The organism is Tessaracoccus coleopterorum, assembly GCF_011174705.1.
Taxonomy (GTDB): domain Bacteria; phylum Actinomycetota; class Actinomycetes; order Propionibacteriales; family Propionibacteriaceae; genus Arachnia; species Arachnia coleopterorum.
Genome location: NZ_JAANIJ010000002.1, coordinates 40,304 through 64,333 on the forward strand (window position 1 = coordinate 40,304; position 24,030 = coordinate 64,333).

Consider the following 24,030-nt stretch of genomic DNA (forward strand, 5'->3'; position numbering starts at 1 on the left):
TCACCCAGCGAGGTCGTCGAGGTGTGAGGCTCACGCGGCTACGTCCTTCCTGCCCCGGTGCGTCCTGCCTGGTCGCGGCTGGCCAATGCCGGCGGCAGGATCCGGGCACGGCCGATGGCTCCGGAGGCGTCCCGGATGAGGCATTCGCCGCGGCGATGGACGGGAACTTCGTCGCCGACCTGTGGGGAGGTGTCCTTGGTGATGAGGTCGATGAGGGCAGGGTCTGTGTGGTCTAGGTCGAGCCAGCGCAACCCGTTCTGGGCCAGCTTCTTGTCCTTGTGGCGCATCAGGACGCGGAACGGGATCAGGCCTCTCATCGTTTCGGAGGGGAAATCCTCGTCGGGGTCGTGGGAGCCGAGGTAGACCACGGCACGGTGCTTGCGGCCGTCACGGATGAAGTCGACCAGTTCGTTGGTGCCTTCGGTGGAGCTGGTCACCGCATGGGCTTCGTCGACGACGAACGCAGCCAGTTGGTCACGGTCTCGGAAGCACTCGTGCTTGGCGATTGAGGTGATCAGCGCGAAGACTGCCCGTCCAAACAGCTTCTCGATGCCCATCTGCCTGAAGAGGTGCTCGTGATCCAGCTCAGAGCGTTTCGGCAGCGACAGCTGATGGGTGCGCACGACGATTGCGGGATGGTCGAGGTCGAGGGCAGGCAGCGAGTCGTCGAAGACTACGCGGCCCAGGTCTTTGCGGCTGAACACGCGGATGAGACGTGCCAGTTCCTTGGCCCCAGCGATGCTGCATGCGGTTGCTAGGTGGTCGACCAGGGTTCCGAATCCGGTGATCGAGTGTTGGGTGAGGTAGTCGACCTCGAGAACCTCCGACAGCAGGACGCCTTGTTCTGAGGTCGGGGCGATGTCTAGTAGAGGGTGAGGAACGACTGAGCCACACGCGATCCGGTGGCCGGGTCGAAGATCCGCAGGGGTCAAGCGACCAGGCTGGCTGGGAGACGTCGACGATGCGCGGATCGGTCAATGCCTCGGCCCACACCGCCCACTCCCCATGTTGGTGCGGTCGGTAACGATGATGCGGCCGCCGCGGTCGAGGATGGCGCCAGCCTCCTTCTTCAGCGCGAAGCTCTTTCCAGATCCGAGGTCGCCGATATAGGCGGTTGAGCCGGAAACGTTGCGGTCGGTGGCTCCGTCGGGGTTGTGGAAGATCAGCGGCGAGGACCCGCAGGGGTGTTCTCGTCGAGCATCGGGCCGTTGTTGATGTTGATGGCCAGTAGGGTCCCGGCGTTGTCTCCGACGAGGGCGGTCGACAGCGGCACCAGTGCAGATAGCGCTTCGGAGGTGGCGAGCTGGGCGTACTCACGGCTCAAGGGTGAGTTGGGGACCCCTGGGTGGCATTGCCACCACAGTTCTTGCTGGTAGCCAACGGGCTGGGCCAGTTTGTATCCGGCTTCGCTGAACCAGCCCGCGAGGGCCTTGGCTTGGGAGCGAACCTCATCGGGAGCTGCGGCGGCCACGCTGAGGATGAACGTGGCCTGGCATTCGACCTCGAGTTTGTTGGCCTCCATGACGGCTGCATACTCGGACAGGTCTTCAGCGTGACGGTCGAGCGCCGAGACTCCGTGGGAGAGTTCTCCCTCGCGTTGGTTGAACTGTTCGTTCAGTGTTTCGAGTGCTCGTTGGTTGGAGCGCAGCACTTCGGCTGAGGACCGCACGGTCAGGCGCATGGCCCAGTCGACAGCCAGTCCGCATTCGTCGAGACGCCCCAGGATCTCCCGCCCGGGAACGGCAGTTCCCGTCAGGGACGTCAGCCACGACAAGCATCGACTGGTAGGCGGCCGCGTCCTCATCCCCGGGGCTGGGGACTGGACCTTCAAGTAGCGGCGTTTGAGTGGGTTGAATGGGGTCTTCTTCTCGTCGTCGGTACGGCCACCTTCATCGAGCAGCGGCGCCAGCAAAGCGGAGCGGCGCTTGGGCAGGTTGATCGGGCCCTGTTCAGGGAGCAGGGCATCAAGATAGAGGCCGCGGTCGATCATGTGCTGGTGCAGCCATACCATCTGTGCCGGTGTGGCCGGGTGGGGTGGAAAGGTGCTGGGATTGATTCGGCCACCTGCCTGGCTTTCATCTGCGCAGCCTTGAGTTGCGTCGTCGACGGTTTAGCCGCTGGCAGGCCAAGTGCGATTTCGAGGCTGGTGCGTGCTGCGGTGAGGGTCGAGGAGATGGCTGTGCCGGCGGTGGACAGTGGAACTGATAGCCAGAAGATCCGGTAGCCAGGGCGCAGCTGCTCGATGGTGCCCAGTGTGGCTTCGCATTCGGCCAGCCAGTCGGGGCACTGGTTGGTATCGAGGCCGTCAAGCATCCGTTCGACGACCTGGTGCGGGTCCAGCGTTGAACATAGTCCCAGCATTAGCGACTCCCCAGGCAGCGCCCGGAGTAGTGCTTGGTGAAGCAGTCTGACTCGTTCCTTCTCATCGGGGCCCGCAGCCCGTAGTTGACGCCGGTGAGGAGGAAATCGGCCCATACCTGGCCCGAGGTGGTGAACCGCAGGTTTTCGTAGAGGGCGACGGTGGGGATCTTCATGATGGTTTTCCTAGTAGCAGGCGCTGCACTCCGGTCAGCTCTGGTACCTGTCGGGGTTGAAGTTCGAGCACCTCCACGCCGTCGCTCTGCCCATCGTCGCCGGCGGGCTGGGTATCGTCAGGGCCAGTCTGGGAGGCTTCGAACACTGTGATCGGCCCAGGGTGGTTGCTGTGGTGGGTTTGGGATGAGGGATGGCTGCGCCGCCGATTCGGTAGCCGGGCTTGAGCAGGTTCAGGGCGCCAGTGGCCAGCACCAGTGGATTTCGCATCCCGGGGGGCAGCTTCCCTGTGGCGATCACTGCTCCGATGACGGCGCCGATGTAGATGGTGGCGTTGAGCAGCAGGCTGCCGTGAGCCCACAACCAGGTGGTCTGCGCCATAACGATCGCGGTTCCCACCCCAGCGGCAACCTGGGTGTAGGTGTAGGGGCCGCCAGGGATTCGGGTTCCGTCAGGTGTCCTGCCGATCAGTTGAGGGAACTTGCGTGCCCTCGTGTACCACTTCAACGCCATCGCAGGTCACTTTTGGAGTTCGGTGGTGAACATGCTCGCGACGACGTCGATACCCAGCACACCAGCAATTAGGATGCCGGCCGTGACCAGCGCACCGATGATCTTGGCCACCGACAGCTTCGATGCGATCGCGTTGACCACGATGAAGACGATGGCCAGGGCAACGACGACGACGGAGATGGTGCTCTTAAGTTCAGCGGCCAGACCGTTGACAAAGTCGAAGACGCCTTCCAGAAGGTTCATGGGTCGAGTCCTTTCACTCAGATTGGGTTGGTTTTCTAGGGTGGGTAGTGGTGGCAGTGTCAGCCGGCGCGGCAGCCGCAGGGCTGTCCTGCTTCTGTGGGGTGGGTGGGGTGCCCTTGATGTGGGTGATCTCCCAGCGGGATGCTCGAACCGTCAACTGCAGGACGTAGTCGAACCGGGTTGTCGCTTCAGTGGGGTCGGTGGCGCGTGCGCGAACCACCACGGTGGTGGTGTCGCCTTCGATGGGTTCCTCGGCCGGAACGGTGTCCGTGGTGACCTGCTCGATGACCACTTGGCTGTACGGAGCTGGGTTCACGGCCCTGATCTGGGAGCCGGGTGAGGTGTAGCGGGTGATATCTCCCCGCCGGCCAGTAGCGCGGTCAGGAACTCTCCCACCGCGACAGCAGCCGGATGTGTCGCTGGAAGGGTTGCGCGGTAGCCAGGCTCCGGCACAGCGGCCACGCTGGGACCAGCCACCTCTGCAGGCAGAGCCAGCACAGTGGCCTGGCCACTCTCATCGACGGCGACCGGGATCTGGAAGTAGCGGCGCTGCGTGAGCGCCTGAGGCTTGGTTCCATCATCAACCGGCAGGATGCTGGTGACGGTGACGCCAACGGTGACCACCCACGCCGACCCGTCGAACTCGGAAGAGACGGCACTGGCGTTAGACACGTCGAGCGCCTTCGATGGGAGATCCGCCTTGGGTGCGATTCCTTCAGCCTGAGCTTCAGTGTCCCGGGTGGCGCTCAACCAATCCACGACAACGAGCTCGGCGATCCCGGTTGCTTCGATCCTTCCGGCTGCTTCCGTAGGACCAGCCGACACCACTGGAGGGAGGGTACGGGCAGATGCCGTGTACGCAACAGCACCGACCACTAGGCCGAGCGGGGCACAGGCGACAAGGCCCACAGCACCACGCGGGCTGCCGTGGTGGTCAGCTGCTGCCCACGCGTCCAATTGGCGGCGCTGATCCTCACCGGCTCGGCATCAACGTCCCGGGCGGCCGAGGTGTGGCGCTTGTTGAGAAGCTTCATGCCTCTAGCCCTCCTTTCGGGTCGTCCGGCGGGACCGGCCGGTCCCGCCGGACTTGGTTGAGGTGGTGCGGCGAGCAGCGATGAGGACGGCTCGTATCTCCTCGGCCAACGCGATGTCGAGCGGGCTCGAGGCCAACTCCCCTACTCGATAGCGGGTGGCCCGGTCGATGCCTCTCATGTCCACTTCTTCTCCTCCTTCACCTCACAGATAGAAGGCACGTTCTTGAGGCCCTCCTGTGACAGGGTTACGGGAACTTTCTTCAGGCCCCGCCGCGGCTAGGCGTGTGCGGGTCCGTTCGCAGCGTTTACGGACAGCGGCAGAGGTCATGTTTCGCCGCGCTGCTGCTTCAGTCGCGCTGTACCCTGGACGTAGACCTCGAGGAGCAGTTCGACATCTGCCTCAGACACCGCACCCGAGTCCAGACCTGCATGGAGGACCCAGCCCAGTTCACGTCCCGGGGTGTCGTCGGTTTCAGTTCCTATGACCGAGTCGAAGAAGTCAGCCACTGGTGTGCACAGGGAATCGCCGGTGCGGTCGAGTGCCCTGGTCCGGGTGAGGTTGAGAGCAACATGGTTGGTGCGGTGTTCCGGATAGGTGGCAATGGCCTCCCACACCTCGCAGATGAGCGCTTGCAGATGATCTTCGAAGTGGCCGTCGAACGTGGCGCGGCCGCGGGCCACCTTGAGCACTCGCGGCATGACCGCCTGGAGGGCCATCCGAGACGACAGATAGCTGTCGTGCATGACCAGCCGGTACAGCAGATCGTTGGCGGCCACATCGTCGGCAGCGTCGATCAGGTCAAGCACGTCACCCGGACGGCTACAGCCGGGGATCCCCAGCTGGGCGACTTGACGGTGGTGCTCAGCGGTAGCGTTGATCGTCACCCACTCCTGCGCCAGCGACCGCAGCGCTGGCGAGGTGATGGAGGCGGGAACGGTGTCGTGGGAGCGGAAAACCTGCACGGCAGCCCCTTTCAGTTGAGTTGGCACCAGCCACTCAACTCAGCCCCCTTGCCCAAAGCCTTGCCCAACCTGGCAAGGCTCATGAGCACGCGTAAACCGCCCATCTTTTGGAGGAGCTGACGCTGCAAGGGGAGACCGGACCCTGTTCATTTCACTGGGCTACCGCAGGCCCGGCAGCCTGACCGATAACCTCGGCACGAGAGTGGGGCCTGTGACCGGGTTCTTGCTGTAGGGCTGCGTGGTAGGAGGAGTGGCATGGCCACGGTGGGCGAGATCATGGCGACGTTTGATGCTGCGGGTTCGCAGTCGGAGCGTGGTACGAAGTTCGAAGAGTTGATGGTCGACTACTTCCGCCTGGATCCGACGCTGGCGGCCCGCTACACCAAGGTCTCGCGCTGGGTGACTGGCAGCATCGCGGCACGTCACCAGACGTCGGCATCGATCTGGTGGCCCAGGACCGTGAATCGGGTGAATGGACCGCGATCCAGTGCAAGTTCTACGCACCGCACCAGTACCTGGCCAAGGAGGACATCGACTCGTTCTTCACCGCTTCCGGGAAGAAGTGGGACGGGGTCGCCTTCACGAACCGCATCATCATCTCGACCACCGACAAGTGGTCCACCCATGCAGAGTCCGCGCTCGAGGATCAGACCATCCCAGTGCAGCGGATCGGACTGGCCGACATCGCCGAGTCGCCCATCGACTGGGCCTTCGCCGACCCGAAACACCCGCTGGAGGTAAATCTCTCCCGGGCAGCGAAGTTCACGACCCGGCCCCATCAGGACCAGGCAATCGCAGCCATCCGCGACGGCTTCACCCAAGGCACGCGGGGCAGTGGATCTCGGCGTGTGGCACTGGCAAGACCTTCACCTCGCTGAAGCTCGCCGAGCAGATGGCCGTGGAGGCCGGCGGCTCATTGCGCGTGCTGTTCCTCGCCCCGTCGATCCAGCTCGTTGCGCAGACGCTGCGTGAGTGGACCGCACAGAGTCAGACCGATCTCCGTGCTTTCGTCGTCTGCTCCGATACGAAGGCATCCAGAGCCGCAGAGGACATCTCACCCCACGACATCCCCTGCCAGCCACCACGGACCCAGCGGAGCTGAAGGACCGACTGGCGACAGCCAAACGCGCCCAGGGACTCTCGGTGGTGTTCTCCACCTACCAGTCGATCGACGTCGTCGCCCAGGCCCAGAAGCTCGGCGCACCGGAGTTCGACCTGATCCTGTGCGACGAGGCCCACCGCACCACCGGAGTGACCCTCGCAGGCGAAGACGAGTCAGCGTTCGTCCGCGTCCACGACAACACGTTCCTCAAGGGAACCAAGCGGCTCTACATGACCGCGACCCCGCGGATGTTCGGCGATGCGGTGGTGGCGAAGGCTGAGGATCACTCGGCGATGCTGACGTCGATGGACGACCTTGCCACGTTCGGCCCGGTGTTCCACCGCCTCGGGTTCGGTGAGGCCGTCGAACAGGAACTGCTGACCGACTACAAGGTGATGGTGCTCGTCGTCACCGAGGAACAGATGGCAGCGCCGGTGCAGTCGATGATGGCCGACGATAACGTCGAGATCCCCTCGACGACGCGGCGAAGATCCTGGGCTGCTGGAACACCCTCGCCAAGCGCACCCACGGAGGGGACCTGAGCCCCGCGTTCCCACCCGACGCCGCACCCATGCGCCGCGCCGTGGCGTTCCTGGAGAACATCAAGAGCTCGAAGCGTGTGGCTGAGGCGTTCGAGTTGGTCGTCGAAGCGACCGGCGGTGCGGACGCAACCGCACAGCTGAACTGCGAAGCACATCACGTCGACGGCACGATGAACGCGCTGGTGCGCGCGGAGGAACTGGCCTGGTTGAAGGCCCCGGTCCCGGAGCGGCACTGCCGCATCCTGACCAACGCCCGCTGCCTGTCCGAGGGCGTCGACGTTCCCGCACTCGACGCGGTGATGTTCCTCTCACCCCGGAACTCGGCCGTCGACGTGGTCCAGTCCGTGGGCCGCGTTATGCGCAAGGCCCCGGCAAGGAATACGGCTACATCATCCTTCCCGTCGCGGTCCCGGTCGGTGTCGACCCCGCCGACGCGCTGCGTGACAACAAGCGCTTCAAGGTCGTCTGGGACGTCCTCAACGCGCTGCGCGCCCACGACGACCGCTTCGAGGCGGTCATCCAGTCCATCAACCTCAACGCAGGCAAGGACCCTCGGGCCGGTTCATCATCGACACCCCCGACCACCCCTCCAGCGACGGCACCACCTCCGATCCGAAGGCCGTGCAGCTCCCACTGTTCCAGCTCGAGCAGTGGCGCGACGCGATCTACTCCCGCATCGTCGACCGGGTCGGCACCCGCGAATACTGGGACCGGTGGGCCGCCGACGTCGCCACCATGTCCGGCGCCCAGATCGCCCGCATCAAAACGATCCTCGCCAACTCCAGCAAAGACGTCACCGACACGTTCGACGCGTTCCTGGCGGGCTACGCGCCAACCTCAACGACTCCATCACCCGCGACGACGCCATCTCCATGCTGTCGCAGCACCTGATCACCGCACCCGTCTTCGACGCCCTGTTCGGCGGGTCCGGGTTCGCCGCCTCCAACCCGTCTCCATCGGCATGCAGGCCATGCTCGACGTCCTCGAAGGCCAAGGCCTCGAGAGCGAGACCGAACACCTCGTCCGGTTCTACGACTCCGTCCGGACCCGCGCCGCCCAGGTCACCGACGCCGCCGGCCGGCAGACCGTCATCCACGACCTGTACGAGAAGTTCTTCAAGAACGCCTTCCCCAAACAAGCCGAAGCCCTCGGCATCGTCTACACCCCGTCGAGGTCGTCGACTTCATGCTGCGCGCCGCCGACGAACTGAGCCGCGCCCACTTCGACCAGGGACTCACCGACGAAGGCGTCACCATCCTCGACCCGTTCACCGGCACCGGCACCTACATCGTCCGGCTCCTCGAATCAGGCATCATCCGCCCGAGGACCTGGCCCGGAAATACACCTCCGAACTGCTGTGTAACGAGATCATGCTGCTGGCCTACTACATCGCCTGCGTCAACATCGAAGCCACCTACGAATCCGTCACCGGCACCAGCAGCTACATCCCGTTCCCCGGCGCAACGCTGACCGACACCTTCCAGATCAGCGAGCACGGCGACCGGTCAGACACCAGCCTGCTACCCGCCAACAACGAACGCATCACCAAACAGCTCGCCACCGACATCACAGTCATCATCGGTAACCCGCCCTACTCCGTCGGACAGACCAGCGCCAACGACAACAACGCCAACCTGGGCTACCCCACCCTCGACACCAGCATCCGCGACACCTACGCCGCCCGCTCCACCGCAACCAACAAGAACAGCCTCTACGACTCCTACATCCGCGCCCACCGCTGGGCCACCGACCGCCTCGGCCAACGCGGAATCATGGCCTACGTCTCCAACGGCGGCTGGCTCGACGGCAACACCGCCGACGGCATGCGCCTCACCCTGCAAGAAGAGTTCAGCCACATCTGGATCTTCAACCTCCGCGGAAACCAGCGGACAGCCGGAGAGCTCTCCCGCAAGGAAGGCGGCAAGATCTTCGACTCCGGCAGCCGCAACACCGTAGCCATCACCCTCGGCATCAAAGACCCGGCCCACACAGGCCCCGCCACCATCCACTACCGCGACATCGGCGACTACCTCGACCGCACCACCAAACTCAACATCCTCACCACCGCCACCCTCCACGACGACCCCTGGACCGAACTGCAACCCAACAACCACGGCGACTGGCTGAACCAACGCGACGACACCTTCACCCAGTTCACCCCGGTCAGCGAGATCTTCACCACCCACGGACGTGGGGTGGAGACGACGCGCGATGCCTGGTGCTACAACTTCGACACAACCGCCGTCGAGAGCAACATGCGCCGCATGATCGACACCTACAACTCCCAAGCCGCCAAGCGCTTCACCACGGAAGCCGACCTGCTTGACGACCCACGTCAGATCAAGTGGTCAAGCAGTCTCAAACCACGGGCACTACGAGGCGAGCAGCATTCCTTCACGGGTGCGCCCGTCCCAGCCTCTACCGGCCATTTACCAAGCAGGCGCTCTACTTCGATGATGTTTTCAACCACCGCCCCGGGAAGAACCGTCAGTACTTCCCCACGTCTGTAACACAAAATTTCGGATTCCAAGTTATCAGTCCTCATTCGCAGGCCCACTTCTCTGTCTTGGCCTCAAGTGAACTCGTGGATTGTGCCACCTTCGTCATAACATCGCAGTTCTTCCCACGCTGGACCTACGAGCCCGGTGCAAAGCGTGCGGAGGACTCCGGCATGCTCTTCGGCGGTGAACAAGACGACCTGATCGACGGCTACCGCCGGATCGACAACATCACTGACACCGCCCTGCTGCAGTACCGCGAAGCCTTCGGGCCCAAGGTCACCAAGAACGACATCTTCACTTATGTCTACGGCGTCCTCCACTCCCCGCAGTACAGGGAACGCTTCGAAGCCGACCTGAAGAAGATGCTGCCCCGCATCCCGCTCGCCGCCACCACCGACGACTTCTACGCCTTCGCCTCCGCCGGCCAGCAGCTCATGGACCTGCACATCAACTATGAGACGGTCGAGCCCTACCCGCTCGAGGAACTGGTGGCACCGGCCGCCGGCCTGGACGAGTACGAACTGTTTGCCGTCACGGACAAGAAGATGAGGTTCGCCTCGAAGACCGACAAGTCCACCCTCATCTACAACCCACACATCACACTGCGAGGCATCCCCGACGACGCCCACACCTACCAGCTCGGCTCCCGCTCAGCCCTGGAATGGATCATCGACCGCTACTACATCAAGCCCGACAAGCCCTCTGGGATCGTCAACGACCCCAACGCCTGGCCCCGTGAACAGGGAGATCCGCGGTACATCGTCGACCTGATCAAGCGCGTGGTGACAGTCTCCGTCGAGACCGTGAGGATCGTTACGGCCCTACCTCAACTCCCATTGGACTAAGTATCCCTTGACCCGTTCAGACAGGGACGGCCCACCACTTTGCGCAAGTGATGGGCGTCCATCACCCTCCAGCTCGCTGAGGCGGTCTCTCCAAACCTGAGCCTCGTCGTAGCGCCCGGCCTGCTCTAGAAGGTGGACCAGTGCACGCACACTCTTGATGTGGTTGGCCTCTGCTGCTCGGTTGTGCCAGCGTTCGGCCTCTTCCCGATTCCCCACCTCCTGCCGCAGGGCACCGAGGGCGAACATGGAGACAGGGGGACTGCTGCACGGATAAGTGACAACTGACTTGTAGTGCCAAGTGGTACCAATAGAGAAGGATGTCATCATGCCCAAGCCCTATCCGCGTGAGTTCCGCGACGATCTCGTGCGGGTGGCCCGTCAACGCGACGACGGCGTCACGATCCGGCAGATCGCTACCGACTTCGGGATCAGCGAGACCTGCCTGCAGAACTGGCTCAAAGCAGCCGAGTTCGACTCCGGGACCCGTCCCGGCGGGACCAGCTCTGAGCTTGCGGAACTGCGCGAGCTCCGCAAACGCAACCGCCTGCTGGAGCAGGAAAACGAGGTCCTGCGGAAAGCCGCCGCCTACCTCGCGCAGGCGAACCTGCCGGGAAAATGATGTACCCGCTCGTGACAGAGCCGGTATGCCGCTGTGATGTCGGCGTTGCTGATCGGGGTGTTCAGCCAGCGGTAGTAGGGCTGGCGGGCGAGCTTCAGGACCCGGCACGTCACCGTGACGGGGATCCCGTCCGCGGCGAGGCCAACACATTATTCGACGCCCACCGCGATGACCCCGAGTTCGGGCACCGGCTACTCGCCGACGAGGCCCGCCACGCCGGTGAGGCGATGTCGCACCGGACAGCATGGAAGATCGCGTCGGCCAACCACCTCCCGCAGCCCCGCGGTCAGCCCGACCCGGTTCGCCATCAGCCGAGGCAGCACCACCCCGGCATGAGCGACCAGGCCCTGCCCGCCCGTGCCGATCTTCAACCGTTTCGACCATCCCAGCGCGGCATCCCGCACGCCCGATCCCCGAACCACACCAGCAGCGGTACGCTTCACCACGAGGTGCTCCGATCCTTGGACGACTACAAGCCTTAGCAACTCGTATTCTCCCAGGTCAGAGCACCTTTCCGCGTCCAAACGTGCACCTCTGACCCCGCCCTGTGAATACTCCAGGTCAACGGCCTGATCGAACTCGCCCGACGTATCGCCAGAGGGTTCCGCGAACCCGACAAAGTACCGCCTCCGCATGCTCCTCATCGGCGGCGGTCTACGCATCAAACCCACGCTCAAGTCAGAGGAGCCCCCAATTCCGGGGTGCTACCAAGGCAACGGTGGGGCGGTACCGCGACGAAGTGCTGCCTGATAATCTGCCCTCAGGACCATCACACCGGAGGAAACCATGGACTTCCAGCATTCACGAACGCCACTCCTTCCAGACCCTGACTCTGCTGTGCTGACCATTCCCGCCACTGAGGAGGAGTTGCGCAGCGACCTCGAAGCTGTGCTTTCCGAACTCCACACCGCGGGCGTTCTCGCGTCAGTCGGATCGGTCAGCGTTTCGCACAAGCCTACGATCAATTCAAACAACGGGGGCTGAACCCGATGCCCCTCCCGTGGCTGCGAGGGCAGAAGCGCTTGAGAAAGACAAGTACCCTCTTGTCCAGCGAGTGGCCCTGTACGTCACCCTGAAGTGCAATCTACGCTGCCGACACTGCTACATCGACGGGTCACCCGCCGGATCCCGTCTGGCTCCCGTCGATCGATCCAGGCTGGTCTCGCTCGTGGCGTCCATGGGCAAACCTGTCGACCTGACAGGTGGCGAACCATTCATGGTGAGTGATCTCGGGGACTTAGTACGCGAGCTGACGACCGCGGGCGCCACGATCGGGAGTGTGTTCACCAACGCTACTCTTCTTCGCCGCCGTGATCGTACGCTGCATGAGATCATCGATGCCGTCGGCCGAGTGCGTTGGTACGTAAGCCTCGACGGCGATGAAGTGGCTCACGATCAATTGCGCGGTCCTGGCTCCTTCCGTGCCGCGTTAGAGGGAGCGGACAGACTTCAGAAACTCGGCCAACAGGTCTTCATCAACACAATGTTGCACTCGGGCGTGGACACGCATAGCCTTGAGCGGCTCCACCAGGTGGTGGGAAGTCACGGCTTCGAGCGATGGCGGTTGGATTCGCCGTTCAACGGTGGGGCGTGGATCGACCACCGTGAAAGCGACTCACTTACCGATGAATACACGATTGACCTATTGTCCGAGGTTGTGGGGCGCTGGGCCAGCCAGGGCATGCCTTTCGAACTGGAGGCAGGGCATGTACTGAAGTACCTTGACGACACCCTATACTTCCTCGACTCCTACTCTCCAGACGACCCAGTGTGTCCGTGCCGGACCTTCCCTATTTGGCCCAACGCCGACGTGTCATGGTGCCAGGACCTGTCTGAGGGAGAGTTTGTTGTCGGCAATCTGCTGCGGGACGGCCTAGCCCATGTCTACGAGGCTTATGCACCGTTCAAGACCCGCACAATCTCTGATGTCGCCTCAGCCAATGGCGTCTGCTCATCCTGCAACCTACTATCGTTCTGCGGCACTGGTTGCCGAGTGGGTGCATTAGGGGACGGGTCTGGCCTCGACGGCCCAGACCCAGGTGCGTGCCGCCTACACACTGAACGCTTGTACCTTCCCGTCGCTCGGTCGCTCTGCGGATCCATCGCAGCGCGACCGACCCGCTGAAGAGACTGAAGGAGCCGCACATGGAACATGTGTACGTGACCGACGAAGACCGCCTGTACTCCTTCGCCTCGTCTAGCGTAGTGACGCTGAATGAGCCCCGCCCGCGCCCGCAGAGCGCACAACACCGCTTACCAGGAAATGCTCGGCTGCGCGTGGTGAAGGGTGAACCGATCTTCTACGCTGGAATCGCGATCACCAACGTGTGCAATCTGACTTGTAAGCACTGCCCCGTGTCAGTCACGACAAGTGGAACTCTGCGCCAGGAGTGGGACACAAAACGCTTCTCTCGCATGATTTCCGATTTGGTTTCACGCGGGCTAACGCGGGTGTCCATAACCGGCGGCGAGCCCTTCCTTCACAAGAATATTGAGGCACTCTACGACGTACTCGCAACCCATGGTATCGAGTCTAAGATCAACACGAACGGACTGTTGGCAGACCCAGATTTGGTTGCGCGTCTCGTACCACGCGGCCTCATCGAGATCGACGTGAGTATCAACGACCCACTGGACGATGCCGACAGCTACCTACGGGGTCGGACTACGCTCGAGCACGGATTGAAGCGGCTGAACGACTCGTGGGCGCCCTTGGAACCTCAATCACGGTTACTGCAAGTTCGGTACTCACCGTCGGCTGCTCGGTAGACTCGAGGCCACCGAGGATCGACTGGCGGCGGCTGGCGTACGCAGGTGGCGGCTACGTGAGATGCTTCCTAACTTGGACCGTGAACCAGACACCTCTCTCGTTCCATCTCTGTCCGAGGCGAGATTTGCTCTCAAGGAATTCGCGCTCATGCCGCGTAAACTGCTGGTCTATGGGTACCTGATCGACGCGGTGCGGGGCACACCGGCTGGTAGGCGCTGCCGAAACTTGGAGAAGCATTACTGCTACGTCTCCTACGACGGCCAGTGCTGGTGGATGGCGGGGCTCAGCGGAGCCCCCTCGGCCACATCGAGACCGATGGAGCGGTGCAGATGAGCGCGCGCTTGCGGCAGTATGGGACTACCATGGACCTTCCAGTGCGCTGCGTCACATGCCCGGCACGGTACATCTGTTCGGAGTCACCTTGGATCGAGGTGAGTGAGTAGGCTACTGGTAGTTCCCAAGGGTCAAACAGCTACGTATTGCACCGATAGCCTCGAGGGCGTCACTCGTGCCCAAAACGGCGCAACTCTTCCTCGCCTTTGAGGAACTGCAGGAGCGTACGTACTGGCATCCCAGTGGCCGCCATCCTCTCTCCGGTTGGGCGGGCTACCTGTCCACCGATGTCGATGTGGGCCCATGACACCCATCAGGCACGAAGTGCGACAAGAAGGCACCGCCCTGGATCATCGGTGAATCCCATTCCTGTCCTGGCAAAACCTGATGAAGATTCGCGACCGTGGCCCGCAACCCCTCGCGAACCTCCACCGGTATCGGCAATGGCCAAAGTCCCTCCCCCACTTCAGCCGCAGCGGCGGCGAGTCTCCCAACAAGTTGCTCCTCGCCCATGACGCCCGAGACGTATCTGCCTAGTGCTCCGGCACCACTAAGGGTCGAGACTTCAACAACTGTCTGCGCCCCATCCTTGAACGCAGTAGCCAGTGCTTCGGCAAGAATCAGACGTCCCTCAGCATCAGTCGTGTCGATCTCGACAGTTCGGCCTCCGAACAAATCCAGCACGTCCCCAGGCCTGTATGCCGAGCCCCAGGCATGTTCTCTACGACTGGCAAGTACGCTCTAACGGGGATGCCTAGGCGAAGGTCACGGAGCGCGAACATAACAGCCGCCACCGCTGCGGCGCCGGCTATGTCTCGCCTCATTGAGGACATCATCGATGCACTCTTCAACGACAACCCCCGGAGTCGAAGGTGACCCCTTCCCCACCAATGCGAGCGCCGGCGCCAGGGAATCGACGCCAGTCGGGCAATAGTCAAGCCGCACAAGCCATCCCGATTCGCTCGATGCCCCAGCGACCGCGCTTAGACCTCCATAACCGCGAGCGACCAACTCTTCACCACCCACGCACTCCACGTGCAACCCCGCCGCCTCAGCTTCTTGCCTCAGCATGTCAACAAAGGCGGTGGGCCCAAGGCGATTCCCAGGGGCGTCCGTCCACAGGCGTGCGCGACCAATTGCTCTCGCGAGCGTGCGCATGTCGTGCTGTTCCGTGCCTGAGGCCCGCACGTTGTCCGCCACCAAAACCTGGAACGACACAGAGCCCAGATTCTCCTCGGACTGCGCCGATGCGGCCAAGAGCGCAGATGTATAGACCGCCTCGAGGAGGCCTTGGTCCTCGGGCAATGTCGCTGCAACGGTCACCATCACTCGTCCAGTGCAGGTCCCCAATGCCTTCTCCATCGCTCGCCATATGTCTCCGCGGGACGCGCCTCCATTCAGGGAGATCGCACTCACGGAAGACCAGGGGCCAGCAGGAACATCGAGGCGGCGCATGACGCCAGCTCGACTCATGTCTGTATCCACAGACAATAGGTCATGCACTGGCCCTGCGAGTTCACCCAGAAAGGCGGATTGAAGTGTGCCCAAGCCTCGTGACGGCCCAAGCCAACCTAGTAGGAGGTGCCCCGCCCGTTTGGCCCCCATAGCGACAAATTCCACAGACATGGAACCACCATATGCTGCTGTCCTCTTGGAGCTGAGGTGTTGTTGGGGCCAGCCTCGATCTTTTTTGGCTGTGACTTCCTCTGGATCGTGCCTGTCCCACCGGCACGTCCCTCATCCACGGGAACTCTGCGTCGTGGTCGGCGACGATGGCCGGGCCCGGCACGAGCTCGCCGCGATCATCAACACGCCGGCCAGGACCAACGACACCTGGAAGATCCACTCCCGCATCCCCAAGACTGACCCCATCCACCTCAAGGTCCTCGTGCAGCGCCACCGCCGTCTCGAGGCCATCGACGCCAAGCGCCTCACCGAGCTCGCCACCGTTGCCGCGCTGCCCCTCCACCCTTGGCCACCCAGCCCAAGTAGACAACCAACACATCATTAGTAGGGGTCCCGCGCAACAGCGCGGGACCCCTACTGCGTCTTGACAACCGGCCCCCTTGGTAGGGGCACTCAAACCGTCTACGGGTTAACAACGACTTGGATCTCGCCGATCCTGACCGTTCCGCTGATCTCTCGTTGGAAGGGGATGACCCCAGATCGACCGATGCCGTTCCAGGTCACTTCCCAGTTGGAGGTGGCGGTGATGGTGTACTCGCCCTGTTTGCTGTATCCCGTTTGCCTGCCGCAGGCCACCGGTGTTTGGGGTCCCATTGAGCGTGGGTCGAACCGCTGCCCGATGCCACATGTGATGGCCGCGGAGCCGTCCCCAGACTCCATGTGATGTCTTTCAGGCGGGCTGTGATGCTGACGCTGTATCCGCGTTCGGACGCGGAGTCTGAGATCGGACCGGTGCTGTTGGGGCTCGTTGAGTCCGCCCATAGCCACACTGGCAGGCCCACTGCGCCAAGCGAGTTGGGGTTGGTGGTGAGGGGTTCGGGTGCGATGCCTAGATCGATCGGCTGCAGGTTCACCTGCGCGATGGCGCGCCAGGCTAGGACTTCTGGGTCTGGGGTGGAAGGTCAGGTGCAGCAGCGAGCCACCGGTAGAAGGCCAGTCCGAAGTCGGGGTCGGCCTGGTTTGTGCGTGGTGGTACGCAGTAGTAGATGGATCCGTCGGTGTTGCCTGCCCAGACTGAATCGGTCTGGGGTGGTTGGGGGTTCGCGGGTGAGCACCAGGCGCTGACTGCGGTGCTCCATGTGCCGCCGCCTGCCGTTGAGCAGGGATCTCGCGTCCCTGGTAGAAGCACTTCGTCGCTGCGCCGCCACCGCCGCTGGGGTCACCGGCACCACCACCGCCGGTGTCGCTTCCTCCGCCAGGCTCACACTCGACGACCCAACAGCTTCCACCGAAATCGCATTCCTCCCGTGGGCATGCCGCCGATGCTGTCGGCGCCCAGACGACGCCGATAAGGATGATTAGCGCGGCAGCGGTGAGGAGTCGCTTCAACATTTCGCCAGCTCGGTGTCAGTCAGCGCGGCCCGCCAGGAGCCGTCCTTCATCTTCTCCATGAGGTCCTTGACCTTCATGGTCTGATCTGGCTTGATGGCATTGGCTGCAGGTTCCCTGTGGTCGCATCGACGATCCGAAGATGTCGGGGGTCGAAGCAGTAGTTGACCTCAGCTGTTGTCACTCCGTCAGAGTTGGTGACCGGATCCGAGATCACCGCGTCCCTGAGAATCAGGTCCCCTGGCGGACCTGGTTGTTATCCCTGTGTCTCACGACTACCTCAACGACATCAGTCGCTGCCTGGCCTGTTGTGACGTGCTGGAGCTCGGTCAGGTCCTTCAGCTCTGGGTCGCGCAGGAACTTGTCCAGCACTGTGTAGTAGTTCTGCCAGCCGGTCCGGATCTCGGCCTGGACGGGCGAATCACCGGCCGGGTCGTCGGGAAGGACTCGATGGCCGTCGGCGTCGGTGTCGGTGTCGGTGAAGGGACGGCGTCACGGGCGGGGAAGGGACAGTTGTGGGTGTCGTGCTGATGGATTGGGTGGGGCTCGGGGTGGGCCCGGTGCCGGGGTGCAGCCGACCAGCGTGATGATCGTGACGGCGAGGGCGATCGCGAGGCGGGTGTTCATGGCTAGATCATCTCCATCAGGTCGGTTACGGGGCGCCTTCGTCGAGTCGGCTGAGGAAGTCGATGGTTTCGGGTTCGGGTGGGCAGTCGAATACTTCAAGCTGCGCGAACAGGCGGCTGATTGCTTCCTCGACGGCGGCTCGGTTGTGCCGGGCATAGGCGGTCAGGATCCGCATTCGCCACAGCTGTTCGTCCCCGTGTTCTATGTCGATCGCGGTGGTCAGAGTTGCCTCGCAAGCGAGCCATTCCTCTTCTACGAGTTGGCGAAGTGCGAGTTCGTGGCAGACGTCGACGATCCGTGAGATCATCCGCTGCTGGATGGGTTCGGCCCATGAGTAGTAGGGGTCTTCACGGCGACCTTGAGCGGGGTCCCGCGAACAAGACTGATGGCGCCTGCGAGCTGTTCAGAAGCGATCGTGCTCAAGGTGCCGCGGGTGGCTGCCTCGAACTGATGCCAGTCGCAGTCAACGCCTGAAAGTTCGAAGGTGTTGAGGTCGAGGCGCAGTTGCCCGTCGTCCTTGGTGCCGAGCCATTTCCGCAGCCTCGAGGTAGCGGGGTCGCGGGTGGTTGCGTTGTTCTCCTTCTTCCGGTTCGGCCAGATCGCTTCGTCGATGCTGCTTGCGGTGATGGCGTCGTCGGTTAGGACTAGGTAAGCCAGGTACTCGGTGAGTCTGGCGGTGCGGTTAGCTTCGACAACGCCGCCGGCGCCCGTCAGCTCGACTGTGCCCAGGACCCGAAGGAACGGCACGCCCTCGGATGGGCCGAACGCGCCGGTCAAGGTGTCCGTGTGCGCGCGGGCAGTTACGGGCTCCGTCGGGTTCTCCGAGTGGGGCGGGTCTGCAGGAGTGGGTGTGTCGGCGGTCGTCTCCGTCTCTGTGAGGTGACTGTTGAGCCAATCGGTCGCGTCGTCGACGAGAGCGTCGATGACTTCGGGCTGGTTTCGTTGTGGATGGCTTGGCCGTTGTTGGAGACGTCGACAACTTCGAGGACGCGGCGGTATCCCTCGGTGGTGATGCGTTGTGGGACGATCGCCAGGCCGAGGGGTTCGAGGATGACGCGGTCGGGGTCTCGCATGTTAATGGTCCACTCCCCTGCGGGGTGTCCGATAGCTATGGAGGCGATCGCCACTCGTGGTAGTTCCGTCAGCAACCGGTCGAGTTGGTCTTGCTGTAGCTGGGTGAGTGGCTGGGTAAGCATGATCACTTCGGGGAACCATGTTGATGGGGCCACTGCGGTGATGCGGGCGTGGTGCAGGTCTGTTGCGTCGTCGAGTTGCATCGAGAGGCGGTCGTCCTCTGCACGGCGCTGCATCTCGTCGAAGAGCCTGCCAACCGTGGGCAGGTAGCGGATCCGGCCTGTCTTGAGGACGTCCTCCATCTCTGGGAACGCACCGACGATGGTGACTGTCAGGTCGTCGGCCCAACTGGAGGTAGCCAGTTCCAGGGCCATGGCAGCCAGAATCTCTTCAGCCTGCTCGTTGGGGCCGTCGATGTTGACGGACCCAATGGTTTCGAGGTCAACCAGGATGTGCGCGTCCTCGAGGTCCTGCCCGAGGCACACTAAGGCTGGGTAGGGAGCCGGGATTTCAGAGAGTGCGTCACGGTCGAGCTGCTCGGTGTCGTCGGCGTGATAGGACCACAACATCCCGTTGGCTGTACCGACCCATGGTGCAGGCAGCTGCTCCGATTCGAGGGTGTAGATCTCGAAAGTGGATCCTGTGTGGCGGGCGACCCGAATGTCAGGCAGAGATGTACCGGTGTCGCGGCAATGACGGGCCAAGCTTCGTAGGGCCAGGTCGATCTCCTCGATGGCCAACGGGTTCTGTACCGCTCGCAGCTCGCGTTCCACGGTGGCGGCGGCACCGTCAGGCATAGCCAATTGCGCACCGCGGGCGCGGTGGCGGCGCTGGAAGAACCGGCGCGAGGCAATCAGCCCCACGACGCCGGCAGCGGCCAGGGCTCCAACGCCAAATGATGCTCTGATCCCGACAGCGGGTTCCTCGTTGTCTTGGTCGTTGTCGTGAATGATCGGCTTGGTCGTGCTTGGCTGCTCGGTGGTTGTGTTTGTCGTGGGTGGGGCAGGTGTCGGCGGTGGAGGCGTCGGTGTAGTGGTTTGTTCTACGGAAGGCTGGTTCAGGGCTTGTTCCGGTGCCGGGTCTACCACTGCGGCAGGGATTTCGGCGGGGCTGGTCTCGGCTGGTGCGGGGTGATCTCGACGGAGTTGGGGTCCAGGGTGATGGTGAGCACCGTGCCGTCGACGATCAGGTCCGGGTCGGTCAGCCGGGCACCGTTGGCCTGAACGATTCCCTTGTTGTCGTTGAAGATCTCCATGTATCGGTCTCCGGACCCAAGGTGGGTCTCGGCGAGCCTGTAGAGGGTGTCGCCTGGTCCGACGGTGTGGGTGGTGGTCTTGGTGGGCCGAGTCACGGGCTGCGGGACTGCTGGGGAATCGGTCGTGATGGTCAGCGCTGTACCGTCGACGATCAGGTCCGGGTCGGTCAGCCGGGCACCGTTGGCCTGAACGATTCCCTTGTTGTCGTTGAAGATCTCGGGCCACCGGTCGCCGTCGCCAAGGTAGGTGGCTGCCAAGCTGTAGAGGGAGTCCTTGGGGCCGACAACGTGGATGGTGGTGGCGTGTGAGACCGTCGATTCAGCTGCAGTGGTCTCGGTAGCACTCGGCGCGGTAATGGTGGCTGGTGCGGGATGTGGCGCGTCGTCAGCGTTTGCTGTCCCAGCGATCGCAGGGACAGCGATGAACGCGAGCATGGCCGCGCTGACGAGTCCCTTCGCCGCCCCCTGCGGCAGCCTGAAGCCAGGCATCTGTGGGGCTGGCACCCGGCGGATCGCAGCCACAATCTCGACGACCAACGCGACGGCGAGGTACGCCCAGGAGAGCCATCCGACGACGATCAGCACCACCGCGATCAGGGTCCCATCGTCACGGGCGGTGAACGCACCGATGATCTGGTCAGGGGTTGGCATTGTGGTGGGCAGGAAAGGCTGGGTTACCCACCACAGCACGAGGGGAACGCCGGCTAGTAGTCCTGCGAGCAGCAGCAGCGCCAGGATGCCCATGATTCGCCGTGTGAAGTTCATCGGGGCTCTCCTTGATAGACCTGCTTTGCTTCGGCCTGTGCGGTGCCAGTGACGGTGACAGTTCCCGCCCCTATCGCGGTGAGGAAGACGGGGTGTAGCGCACTTGTGTGGTGATGGTGATGGTTGCTCCGTTGACGGCGATGTCTCCGGTAACGCCGGCGGCGCCAAGGTAGGCGGCCGCTGCCTGGCGGCCGCGGGAGACGTCGACCAGTCCGGGGCGGCCAAGGATCGGGTCACCCGAGATCGCTTGGCCTGCAGCGCGTGCTGCTTCGCGGGCGACCTGATCGGCGCGCTGGGTAGCGCGCAGCTGCGCGCCGCCGTCGACGACGAGTCCGACAATCATCAGCACTGCGGTGGTGATGATGACGGCCCACAGCGTGACCGATCCGCGTTCGTTGCGCCTGTTCATCACCGCTCCCGGTAGGTGTCGATGGGGCTGGATGCGTCTGCGGTGAGGGTGACGGTTCCGGGTACCCCGGCAGAGACAGGTCTCCCAAGGGCAGGGTGCACGTCACGGTTGTTGTCACGGTGGCGGCCTGGCCGGCGCTTCGTTCGAAGCCGGAGGTATCAACGTTGATGGTGGTGCTGAGGCACGACAAGCCGTTGGAGGCCAGAGTGAATCCGGCAACCCGGTTCGCGTCGCTGGTGGCTGCGGCTCGGTCCCTGGCCACTGACGCAGCCCGGGCGGTGTCGTAGGCGACAGCCTGGATTGCTTGGTTGGCTAACGCCAGGCGCCCTGCCATGATGATGGCGCTGATGATCAGCAACGTGGCGGGGATCACAATCACCAGCTCAAGGGTTGCCGAGCCTCGTTCGTCATGTCGTTGTGAAGCACTCATTTAGGTGATCCTCTCCAGCGGCATGGTGGCGCTCTGGTGGATCGGCATCGCAGGGATGAGGAACGGGATCAGGTTGGGTGCTTCAACACTGACGATGACGGTGGCCGTGGTGCCTGTGGCTGATGCTGTGACGGTGACGTTTTTCGCGCCGGCCTGGGCTGCGAAGTCACGTGCAGCTGTGGCGCCCATCCCTGTGGTTGATTCGTAGGCAGCAGCGACCCGGGCACCCTCCTGGGCTGCCGACATGGCGATGCTGCGGGCGTGGAACCACAGCCCGCCCTGGACTGCTCCGAACAGCATCATGAGCAGCACGGGAAACAGGATGACCATCTCGATGGTGACCGAGCCACGCTGCCGGCCGGTTGCTGGACGTCGAGCCACGATCGGACTTACGTGGGAATCCTCGCGACGTAGCCATTGATGATGGCCACGATGGCGGCGATGACGGCCACAGCGGCCACAGCGATGCCTGCGGCCCAGATCACCTGCTGCAGTGTGATGTCGCCGCGTTCCTTCTTGTGCCGCAGCAGTGCGGGCGCGGCGACGAAGACCCCGACGATCCAGTGGAGTGCGGACATGTTGCTCCTATCGGTAGGCGGGGTGAGCGTCCTCACTAGTAAGAAAGCCACCTCCAAGGGCCAGCTGTGACACCGGTTCTTCTTTGAATCTTGCCTTGCGTGCGGTCCATGAAGCTACGAGGCGTAGCGATGAACGTCACACCATTGTGAGCATCGACAGTAGCGCTGGGGTGATGAGCAGTGCGAGGAAAACCAGGCCGAGGAGCGCGATGGGCGCGTTGCGCTTGGTGGAGGTTTCGTTGGCGGCGGTCAGCTCCCGGGCCAGGTGTGCCTTGCGCATCGCCTTGGAGCGCTGTTTGAGGGTTTCGTAGACTCCCGCTGATTCGGTGCCAGCGATCCTCATGATGTGGGCTAGCTCGGTCAGTTCGGTGACCATGTACCGCTCCCCAGCGTCCCGAGCCGTTCCCATGGGGCAACGCCCGACAGACGGGAGTGGGTCAGTTCTTCCGCCAGTCGCTGGAACACCCACGAATCAGCTACCTGGGCAGCGTCTTCGAGGGCTTGGCGCGGTGAGGTGCCGGCACGGCGTTCCATCGCTACAAGATCCATGTAGGAGCCCAGGACGAAGGTGAACTCGGCGCGGGCCTTCCTCGCGTTGTCCCGCACGTTGTAGTCAGGGATGAAGCTCAAACCGATCGCCAGCAGCAGGCTTCCGATCACGGGAATCCCGATGGGGAGCTGAACCCCAAGGACGAACAAGAGTGCGGACATCACGGTGGGTAGGAACAGCCCGACCGCTGCGAACGTTGCCTTCTGGGCGAGGAACTTGTGGACGGGGATCCGCAGCATCTCCAGTTCCACCTGGGGTACTTGGATGTATCGGCCAAGTCGGCGTTGCAGCCAGTAGCCAAGCTGGTCTTCCATCGACCGTCGGGCCACTGCGCTGGTGTCGCTGGTCAGCTCAACGCCGGCGCTACTGCCTGATGATTCGAGGTATGCCCCCAGCGCGGGGTGGCGTGGTGCGTGGCGTACGATTAGGAGCGCGGGACCGACAGCAATCAGGATCCCGGCCAGCAGCGCCAGTTGCAGGTCGGTCATCAGGACACCTTCTCCAACAGGCGCGGGAGCGGTTCGGCTCGGTTCATCTTCCTCAGCCAGACCAGGACGCCGACGTAGGCGGCTAGGAGGACAGCGAGGATCGGTTGCCCTAGCGCAGTGCCGTAGGGGGCGACATAGGCCCCGCCTAGCAGCAGGAACCCGCCAAAGAACACCACGGTGATGAGCGTCACGTAGCGCACGGTGGTGGTTTGCCTAGCTCGTTCAGCTTGGACCATGCGCCGCGCGGACACGTCCTCAGCGACGGATTCCGCCAGGTCCTCGAGGATGCGGGTCAGGCCCACGTTGCGCCGGCGGGCGCCAAGGATCAAAGTGGCGACGATCTTGTCTGCGGTGGTGTCCTCCAGCTCGTCGGCGAACCTTCGCAGCGCTTCCTCACTGCTCATCCGGGAACGTAGCCGTGCGGCCAGGTTATTAATCTGTTGCTCGATGGCGGCAGGAGCTGAGGCTTGGGACACGACGATGGCCTGCTCGAGGCTGACGCCCGCGCCGAGCACACCCGACAGCGACCGGGTCCATTCCTCCAACGCGTCGAGCTGCTTGATGCCAGCGACATCGCTGCCCGATCCCAGTAGATACGGCACCCCGACGATCGCAGCAGGCACCATCGCGACGAGGACCACCCAGCCGGTCAGCAGGGCTGCCACCAGCCCGATGACGGAACCGACACCGATCTTGATCCACGTAGCGCGGGTGATCTTTGGCCTGTTCCCGTTGGTGTGTCGCGGTCTGGACACGGGTATGGCGGCGGGCATGAACCCCATCACAGCGGTCACGATCCCGACACCGATCAGGACAGCGGAGATGACGGCGATCGTGGCGGG

At 63.3% G+C, this 24,030-nt stretch carries 32 protein-coding genes and 5 pseudogenes; 11 read left to right on the top strand and 26 right to left on the bottom strand.

Annotation, left to right across the window (positions count from 1 at the left end; genetic code table 11):
* Positions 1–38: 38 nt before the first annotated feature.
* From G7085_RS22635 to G7085_RS22680, 10 genes are all read right to left on the bottom strand, one after another.
* The gene (locus G7085_RS22635) at positions 39–932 is read right to left on the bottom strand and encodes an ATP-binding protein (RefSeq protein WP_197513186.1); all 894 of its coding nucleotides are present in this window, start codon (positions 930–932) and stop codon (positions 39–41) included.
* Positions 933–1,162: 230 nt separating this feature from the next.
* Positions 1,163–1,990, bottom strand: coding sequence for a hypothetical protein (locus G7085_RS22640; RefSeq protein WP_197513188.1), 828 nt, complete (start codon positions 1,988–1,990; stop codon positions 1,163–1,165).
* Positions 1,987–2,313, bottom strand: a complete 327-nt coding sequence (locus tag G7085_RS22645; RefSeq protein WP_197513190.1) for a hypothetical protein — start codon at positions 2,311–2,313, stop codon at positions 1,987–1,989. The genes G7085_RS22640 and G7085_RS22645 overlap by 4 nt, the downstream gene beginning before the upstream one ends.
* 47 nt (positions 2,314–2,360) lie before the next feature.
* A complete protein-coding gene (locus G7085_RS22650; RefSeq protein WP_197513192.1) occupies positions 2,361–2,534 on the bottom strand; it encodes a hypothetical protein in 174 nt (57 codons plus the stop codon).
* Positions 2,535–2,568: 34 nt separating this feature from the next.
* Complete coding sequence (locus G7085_RS22655; protein ID WP_197513194.1) at positions 2,569–3,039, bottom strand: hypothetical protein; 471 nt, start codon at positions 3,037–3,039, stop codon at positions 2,569–2,571.
* A gap of 12 nt (positions 3,040–3,051) precedes the next feature.
* Positions 3,052–3,288 (bottom strand): hypothetical protein, encoded by a 237-nt coding sequence (locus G7085_RS22660; RefSeq protein WP_197513196.1) that lies wholly within the window; start codon positions 3,286–3,288, stop codon positions 3,052–3,054.
* Positions 3,289–3,301: 13 nt separating this feature from the next.
* Positions 3,302–3,580 (bottom strand): hypothetical protein, encoded by a 279-nt coding sequence (locus G7085_RS22665; RefSeq protein WP_231980846.1) that lies wholly within the window; start codon positions 3,578–3,580, stop codon positions 3,302–3,304.
* Positions 3,581–3,600: 20 nt separating this feature from the next.
* Positions 3,601–4,038 (bottom strand): conjugal transfer protein, encoded by a 438-nt coding sequence (locus G7085_RS22670; protein WP_197513197.1) that lies wholly within the window; start codon positions 4,036–4,038, stop codon positions 3,601–3,603.
* Positions 4,039–4,326: 288 nt separating this feature from the next.
* Positions 4,327–4,500, bottom strand: a complete 174-nt coding sequence (locus G7085_RS22675; RefSeq protein WP_197513199.1) for a hypothetical protein — start codon at positions 4,498–4,500, stop codon at positions 4,327–4,329.
* Between the two features lie 146 nt (positions 4,501–4,646).
* Positions 4,647–5,285 (bottom strand): hypothetical protein, encoded by a 639-nt coding sequence (locus G7085_RS22680; RefSeq protein WP_197513201.1) that lies wholly within the window; start codon positions 5,283–5,285, stop codon positions 4,647–4,649.
* 446 nt (positions 5,286–5,731) lie between these two features.
* Here G7085_RS22680 and G7085_RS28810 point away from each other — a divergent pair, with 446 nt between their 5' ends.
* The 8 genes and pseudogenes from G7085_RS28810 (at position 5,732) to G7085_RS22720 (ending at position 10,894) form a co-directional block, all read left to right on the top strand.
* Entirely contained in the window at positions 5,732–6,163 is a 432-nt protein-coding gene (locus G7085_RS28810) for a restriction endonuclease (RefSeq protein ID WP_331716061.1), read from the top strand.
* Positions 6,160–6,387: a hypothetical protein gene (locus G7085_RS31660; protein WP_269452277.1), complete on the top strand. Its 228-nt coding sequence runs from the start codon at positions 6,160–6,162 to the stop codon at positions 6,385–6,387. Before G7085_RS28810 ends, G7085_RS31660 begins: the two co-directional genes overlap by 4 nt.
* 41 nt (positions 6,388–6,428) lie before the next feature.
* On the top strand, positions 6,429–6,929 hold the full coding sequence (locus tag G7085_RS22690; protein WP_197513205.1) for a DEAD/DEAH box helicase family protein: 501 nt from the start codon (positions 6,429–6,431) through the stop codon (positions 6,927–6,929).
* Between the two features lie 170 nt (positions 6,930–7,099).
* Positions 7,100–7,234, top strand: a pseudogene (locus G7085_RS33575) (hypothetical protein); the annotation flags it as partial.
* A gap of 430 nt (positions 7,235–7,664) precedes the next feature.
* A pseudogene (locus G7085_RS36115) lies at positions 7,665–8,139 on the top strand (hypothetical protein).
* Positions 8,115–8,399, top strand: a complete 285-nt coding sequence (locus G7085_RS22710; RefSeq protein ID WP_197513285.1) for a hypothetical protein — start codon at positions 8,115–8,117, stop codon at positions 8,397–8,399. Before G7085_RS36115 ends, G7085_RS22710 begins: the two are co-directional and overlap by 25 nt.
* A 758-nt stretch (positions 8,400–9,157) precedes the next feature.
* Positions 9,158–10,275, top strand: a pseudogene (locus G7085_RS22715) (type ISP restriction/modification enzyme); the annotation flags it as partial.
* Positions 10,276–10,600: 325 nt separating this feature from the next.
* The gene (locus G7085_RS22720) at positions 10,601–10,894 is read left to right on the top strand and encodes a transposase (protein WP_197513209.1); all 294 of its coding nucleotides are present in this window, start codon (positions 10,601–10,603) and stop codon (positions 10,892–10,894) included.
* A 191-nt stretch (positions 10,895–11,085) separates the two neighbouring features.
* Here the strand turns inward: G7085_RS22720 and G7085_RS22725 are convergent, their stop codons facing one another.
* Positions 11,086–11,265, bottom strand: coding sequence for a hypothetical protein (locus tag G7085_RS22725; RefSeq protein ID WP_197513210.1), 180 nt, complete (start codon positions 11,263–11,265; stop codon positions 11,086–11,088).
* Between the two features lie 683 nt (positions 11,266–11,948).
* Here G7085_RS22725 and G7085_RS22730 point away from each other — a divergent pair.
* Positions 11,949–13,019 (top strand): radical SAM/SPASM domain-containing protein, encoded by a 1,071-nt coding sequence (locus G7085_RS22730; RefSeq protein ID WP_331716067.1) that lies wholly within the window; start codon positions 11,949–11,951, stop codon positions 13,017–13,019.
* A gap of 20 nt (positions 13,020–13,039) precedes the next feature.
* Positions 13,040–13,663, top strand: a complete 624-nt coding sequence (locus G7085_RS36120) for a radical SAM protein (RefSeq protein ID WP_197513212.1) — start codon at positions 13,040–13,042, stop codon at positions 13,661–13,663.
* Positions 13,664–14,270: 607 nt separating this feature from the next.
* On the opposite strand, the pseudogene G7085_RS22740 reads toward G7085_RS36120, so the two are convergent.
* A pseudogene (locus tag G7085_RS22740) lies at positions 14,271–14,833 on the bottom strand (hypothetical protein).
* On the bottom strand, positions 14,763–15,623 hold the full coding sequence (locus G7085_RS36125) for a hypothetical protein (protein ID WP_408647250.1): 861 nt from the start codon (positions 15,621–15,623) through the stop codon (positions 14,763–14,765). Before G7085_RS36125 ends, G7085_RS22740 begins: the two are co-directional and overlap by 71 nt.
* Positions 15,624–15,756: 133 nt before the next feature.
* Between G7085_RS36125 and G7085_RS22755 the strand changes: the two genes are divergently transcribed.
* Complete coding sequence (locus G7085_RS22755) at positions 15,757–16,008, top strand: hypothetical protein (protein WP_197513216.1); 252 nt, start codon at positions 15,757–15,759, stop codon at positions 16,006–16,008.
* Positions 16,009–17,243: 1,235 nt separating this feature from the next.
* Here G7085_RS22755 and G7085_RS22760 read toward each other — a convergent pair.
* From G7085_RS22760 to G7085_RS22815, 13 genes and pseudogenes are all read right to left on the bottom strand, one after another.
* Entirely contained in the window at positions 17,244–17,384 is a 141-nt protein-coding gene (locus G7085_RS22760) for a hypothetical protein (RefSeq protein WP_197513217.1), read from the bottom strand.
* Positions 17,385–17,504: 120 nt separating this feature from the next.
* Complete coding sequence (locus tag G7085_RS31665) at positions 17,505–17,639, bottom strand: hypothetical protein (RefSeq protein WP_269452272.1); 135 nt, start codon at positions 17,637–17,639, stop codon at positions 17,505–17,507.
* 25 nt (positions 17,640–17,664) lie between these two features.
* Positions 17,665–17,946, bottom strand: a complete 282-nt coding sequence (locus G7085_RS22765; RefSeq protein ID WP_197513219.1) for a hypothetical protein — start codon at positions 17,944–17,946, stop codon at positions 17,665–17,667.
* Entirely contained in the window at positions 17,943–18,416 is a 474-nt protein-coding gene (locus G7085_RS22770; protein ID WP_197513221.1) for a hypothetical protein, read from the bottom strand. The genes G7085_RS22765 and G7085_RS22770 overlap by 4 nt, the downstream gene beginning before the upstream one ends.
* A gap of 23 nt (positions 18,417–18,439) precedes the next feature.
* Positions 18,440–19,576, bottom strand: a complete 1,137-nt coding sequence (locus G7085_RS22775; RefSeq protein WP_197513222.1) for a hypothetical protein — start codon at positions 19,574–19,576, stop codon at positions 18,440–18,442.
* Positions 19,577–19,794: 218 nt separating this feature from the next.
* A complete protein-coding gene (locus tag G7085_RS22780) occupies positions 19,795–20,733 on the bottom strand; it encodes a LysM peptidoglycan-binding domain-containing protein (RefSeq protein ID WP_197513224.1) in 939 nt (312 codons plus the stop codon).
* A gap of 70 nt (positions 20,734–20,803) precedes the next feature.
* A complete protein-coding gene (locus G7085_RS22785) occupies positions 20,804–21,142 on the bottom strand; it encodes a TadE family protein (RefSeq protein WP_231980847.1) in 339 nt (112 codons plus the stop codon).
* A gap of 283 nt (positions 21,143–21,425) precedes the next feature.
* Positions 21,426–21,572: pseudogene (locus G7085_RS36130) on the bottom strand (TadE/TadG family type IV pilus assembly protein); the annotation flags it as partial.
* On the bottom strand, positions 21,573–21,953 hold the full coding sequence (locus G7085_RS22795) for a TadE family protein (protein ID WP_331716062.1): 381 nt from the start codon (positions 21,951–21,953) through the stop codon (positions 21,573–21,575).
* Between the two features lie 8 nt (positions 21,954–21,961).
* On the bottom strand, positions 21,962–22,150 hold the full coding sequence (locus G7085_RS22800; RefSeq protein WP_197513232.1) for a hypothetical protein: 189 nt from the start codon (positions 22,148–22,150) through the stop codon (positions 21,962–21,964).
* Positions 22,151–22,286: 136 nt separating this feature from the next.
* Positions 22,287–22,526, bottom strand: a complete 240-nt coding sequence (locus G7085_RS22805) for a hypothetical protein (protein WP_197513234.1) — start codon at positions 22,524–22,526, stop codon at positions 22,287–22,289.
* Complete coding sequence (locus tag G7085_RS22810; RefSeq protein WP_197513236.1) at positions 22,511–23,188, bottom strand: hypothetical protein; 678 nt, start codon at positions 23,186–23,188, stop codon at positions 22,511–22,513. Before G7085_RS22810 ends, G7085_RS22805 begins: the two co-directional genes overlap by 16 nt.
* Entirely contained in the window at positions 23,188–23,853 is a 666-nt protein-coding gene (locus G7085_RS22815) for a type II secretion system F family protein (RefSeq protein WP_331716063.1), read from the bottom strand. Before G7085_RS22815 ends, G7085_RS22810 begins: the two co-directional genes overlap by 1 nt.
* Between the last annotated feature and the right edge of the window lie 177 nt (positions 23,854–24,030).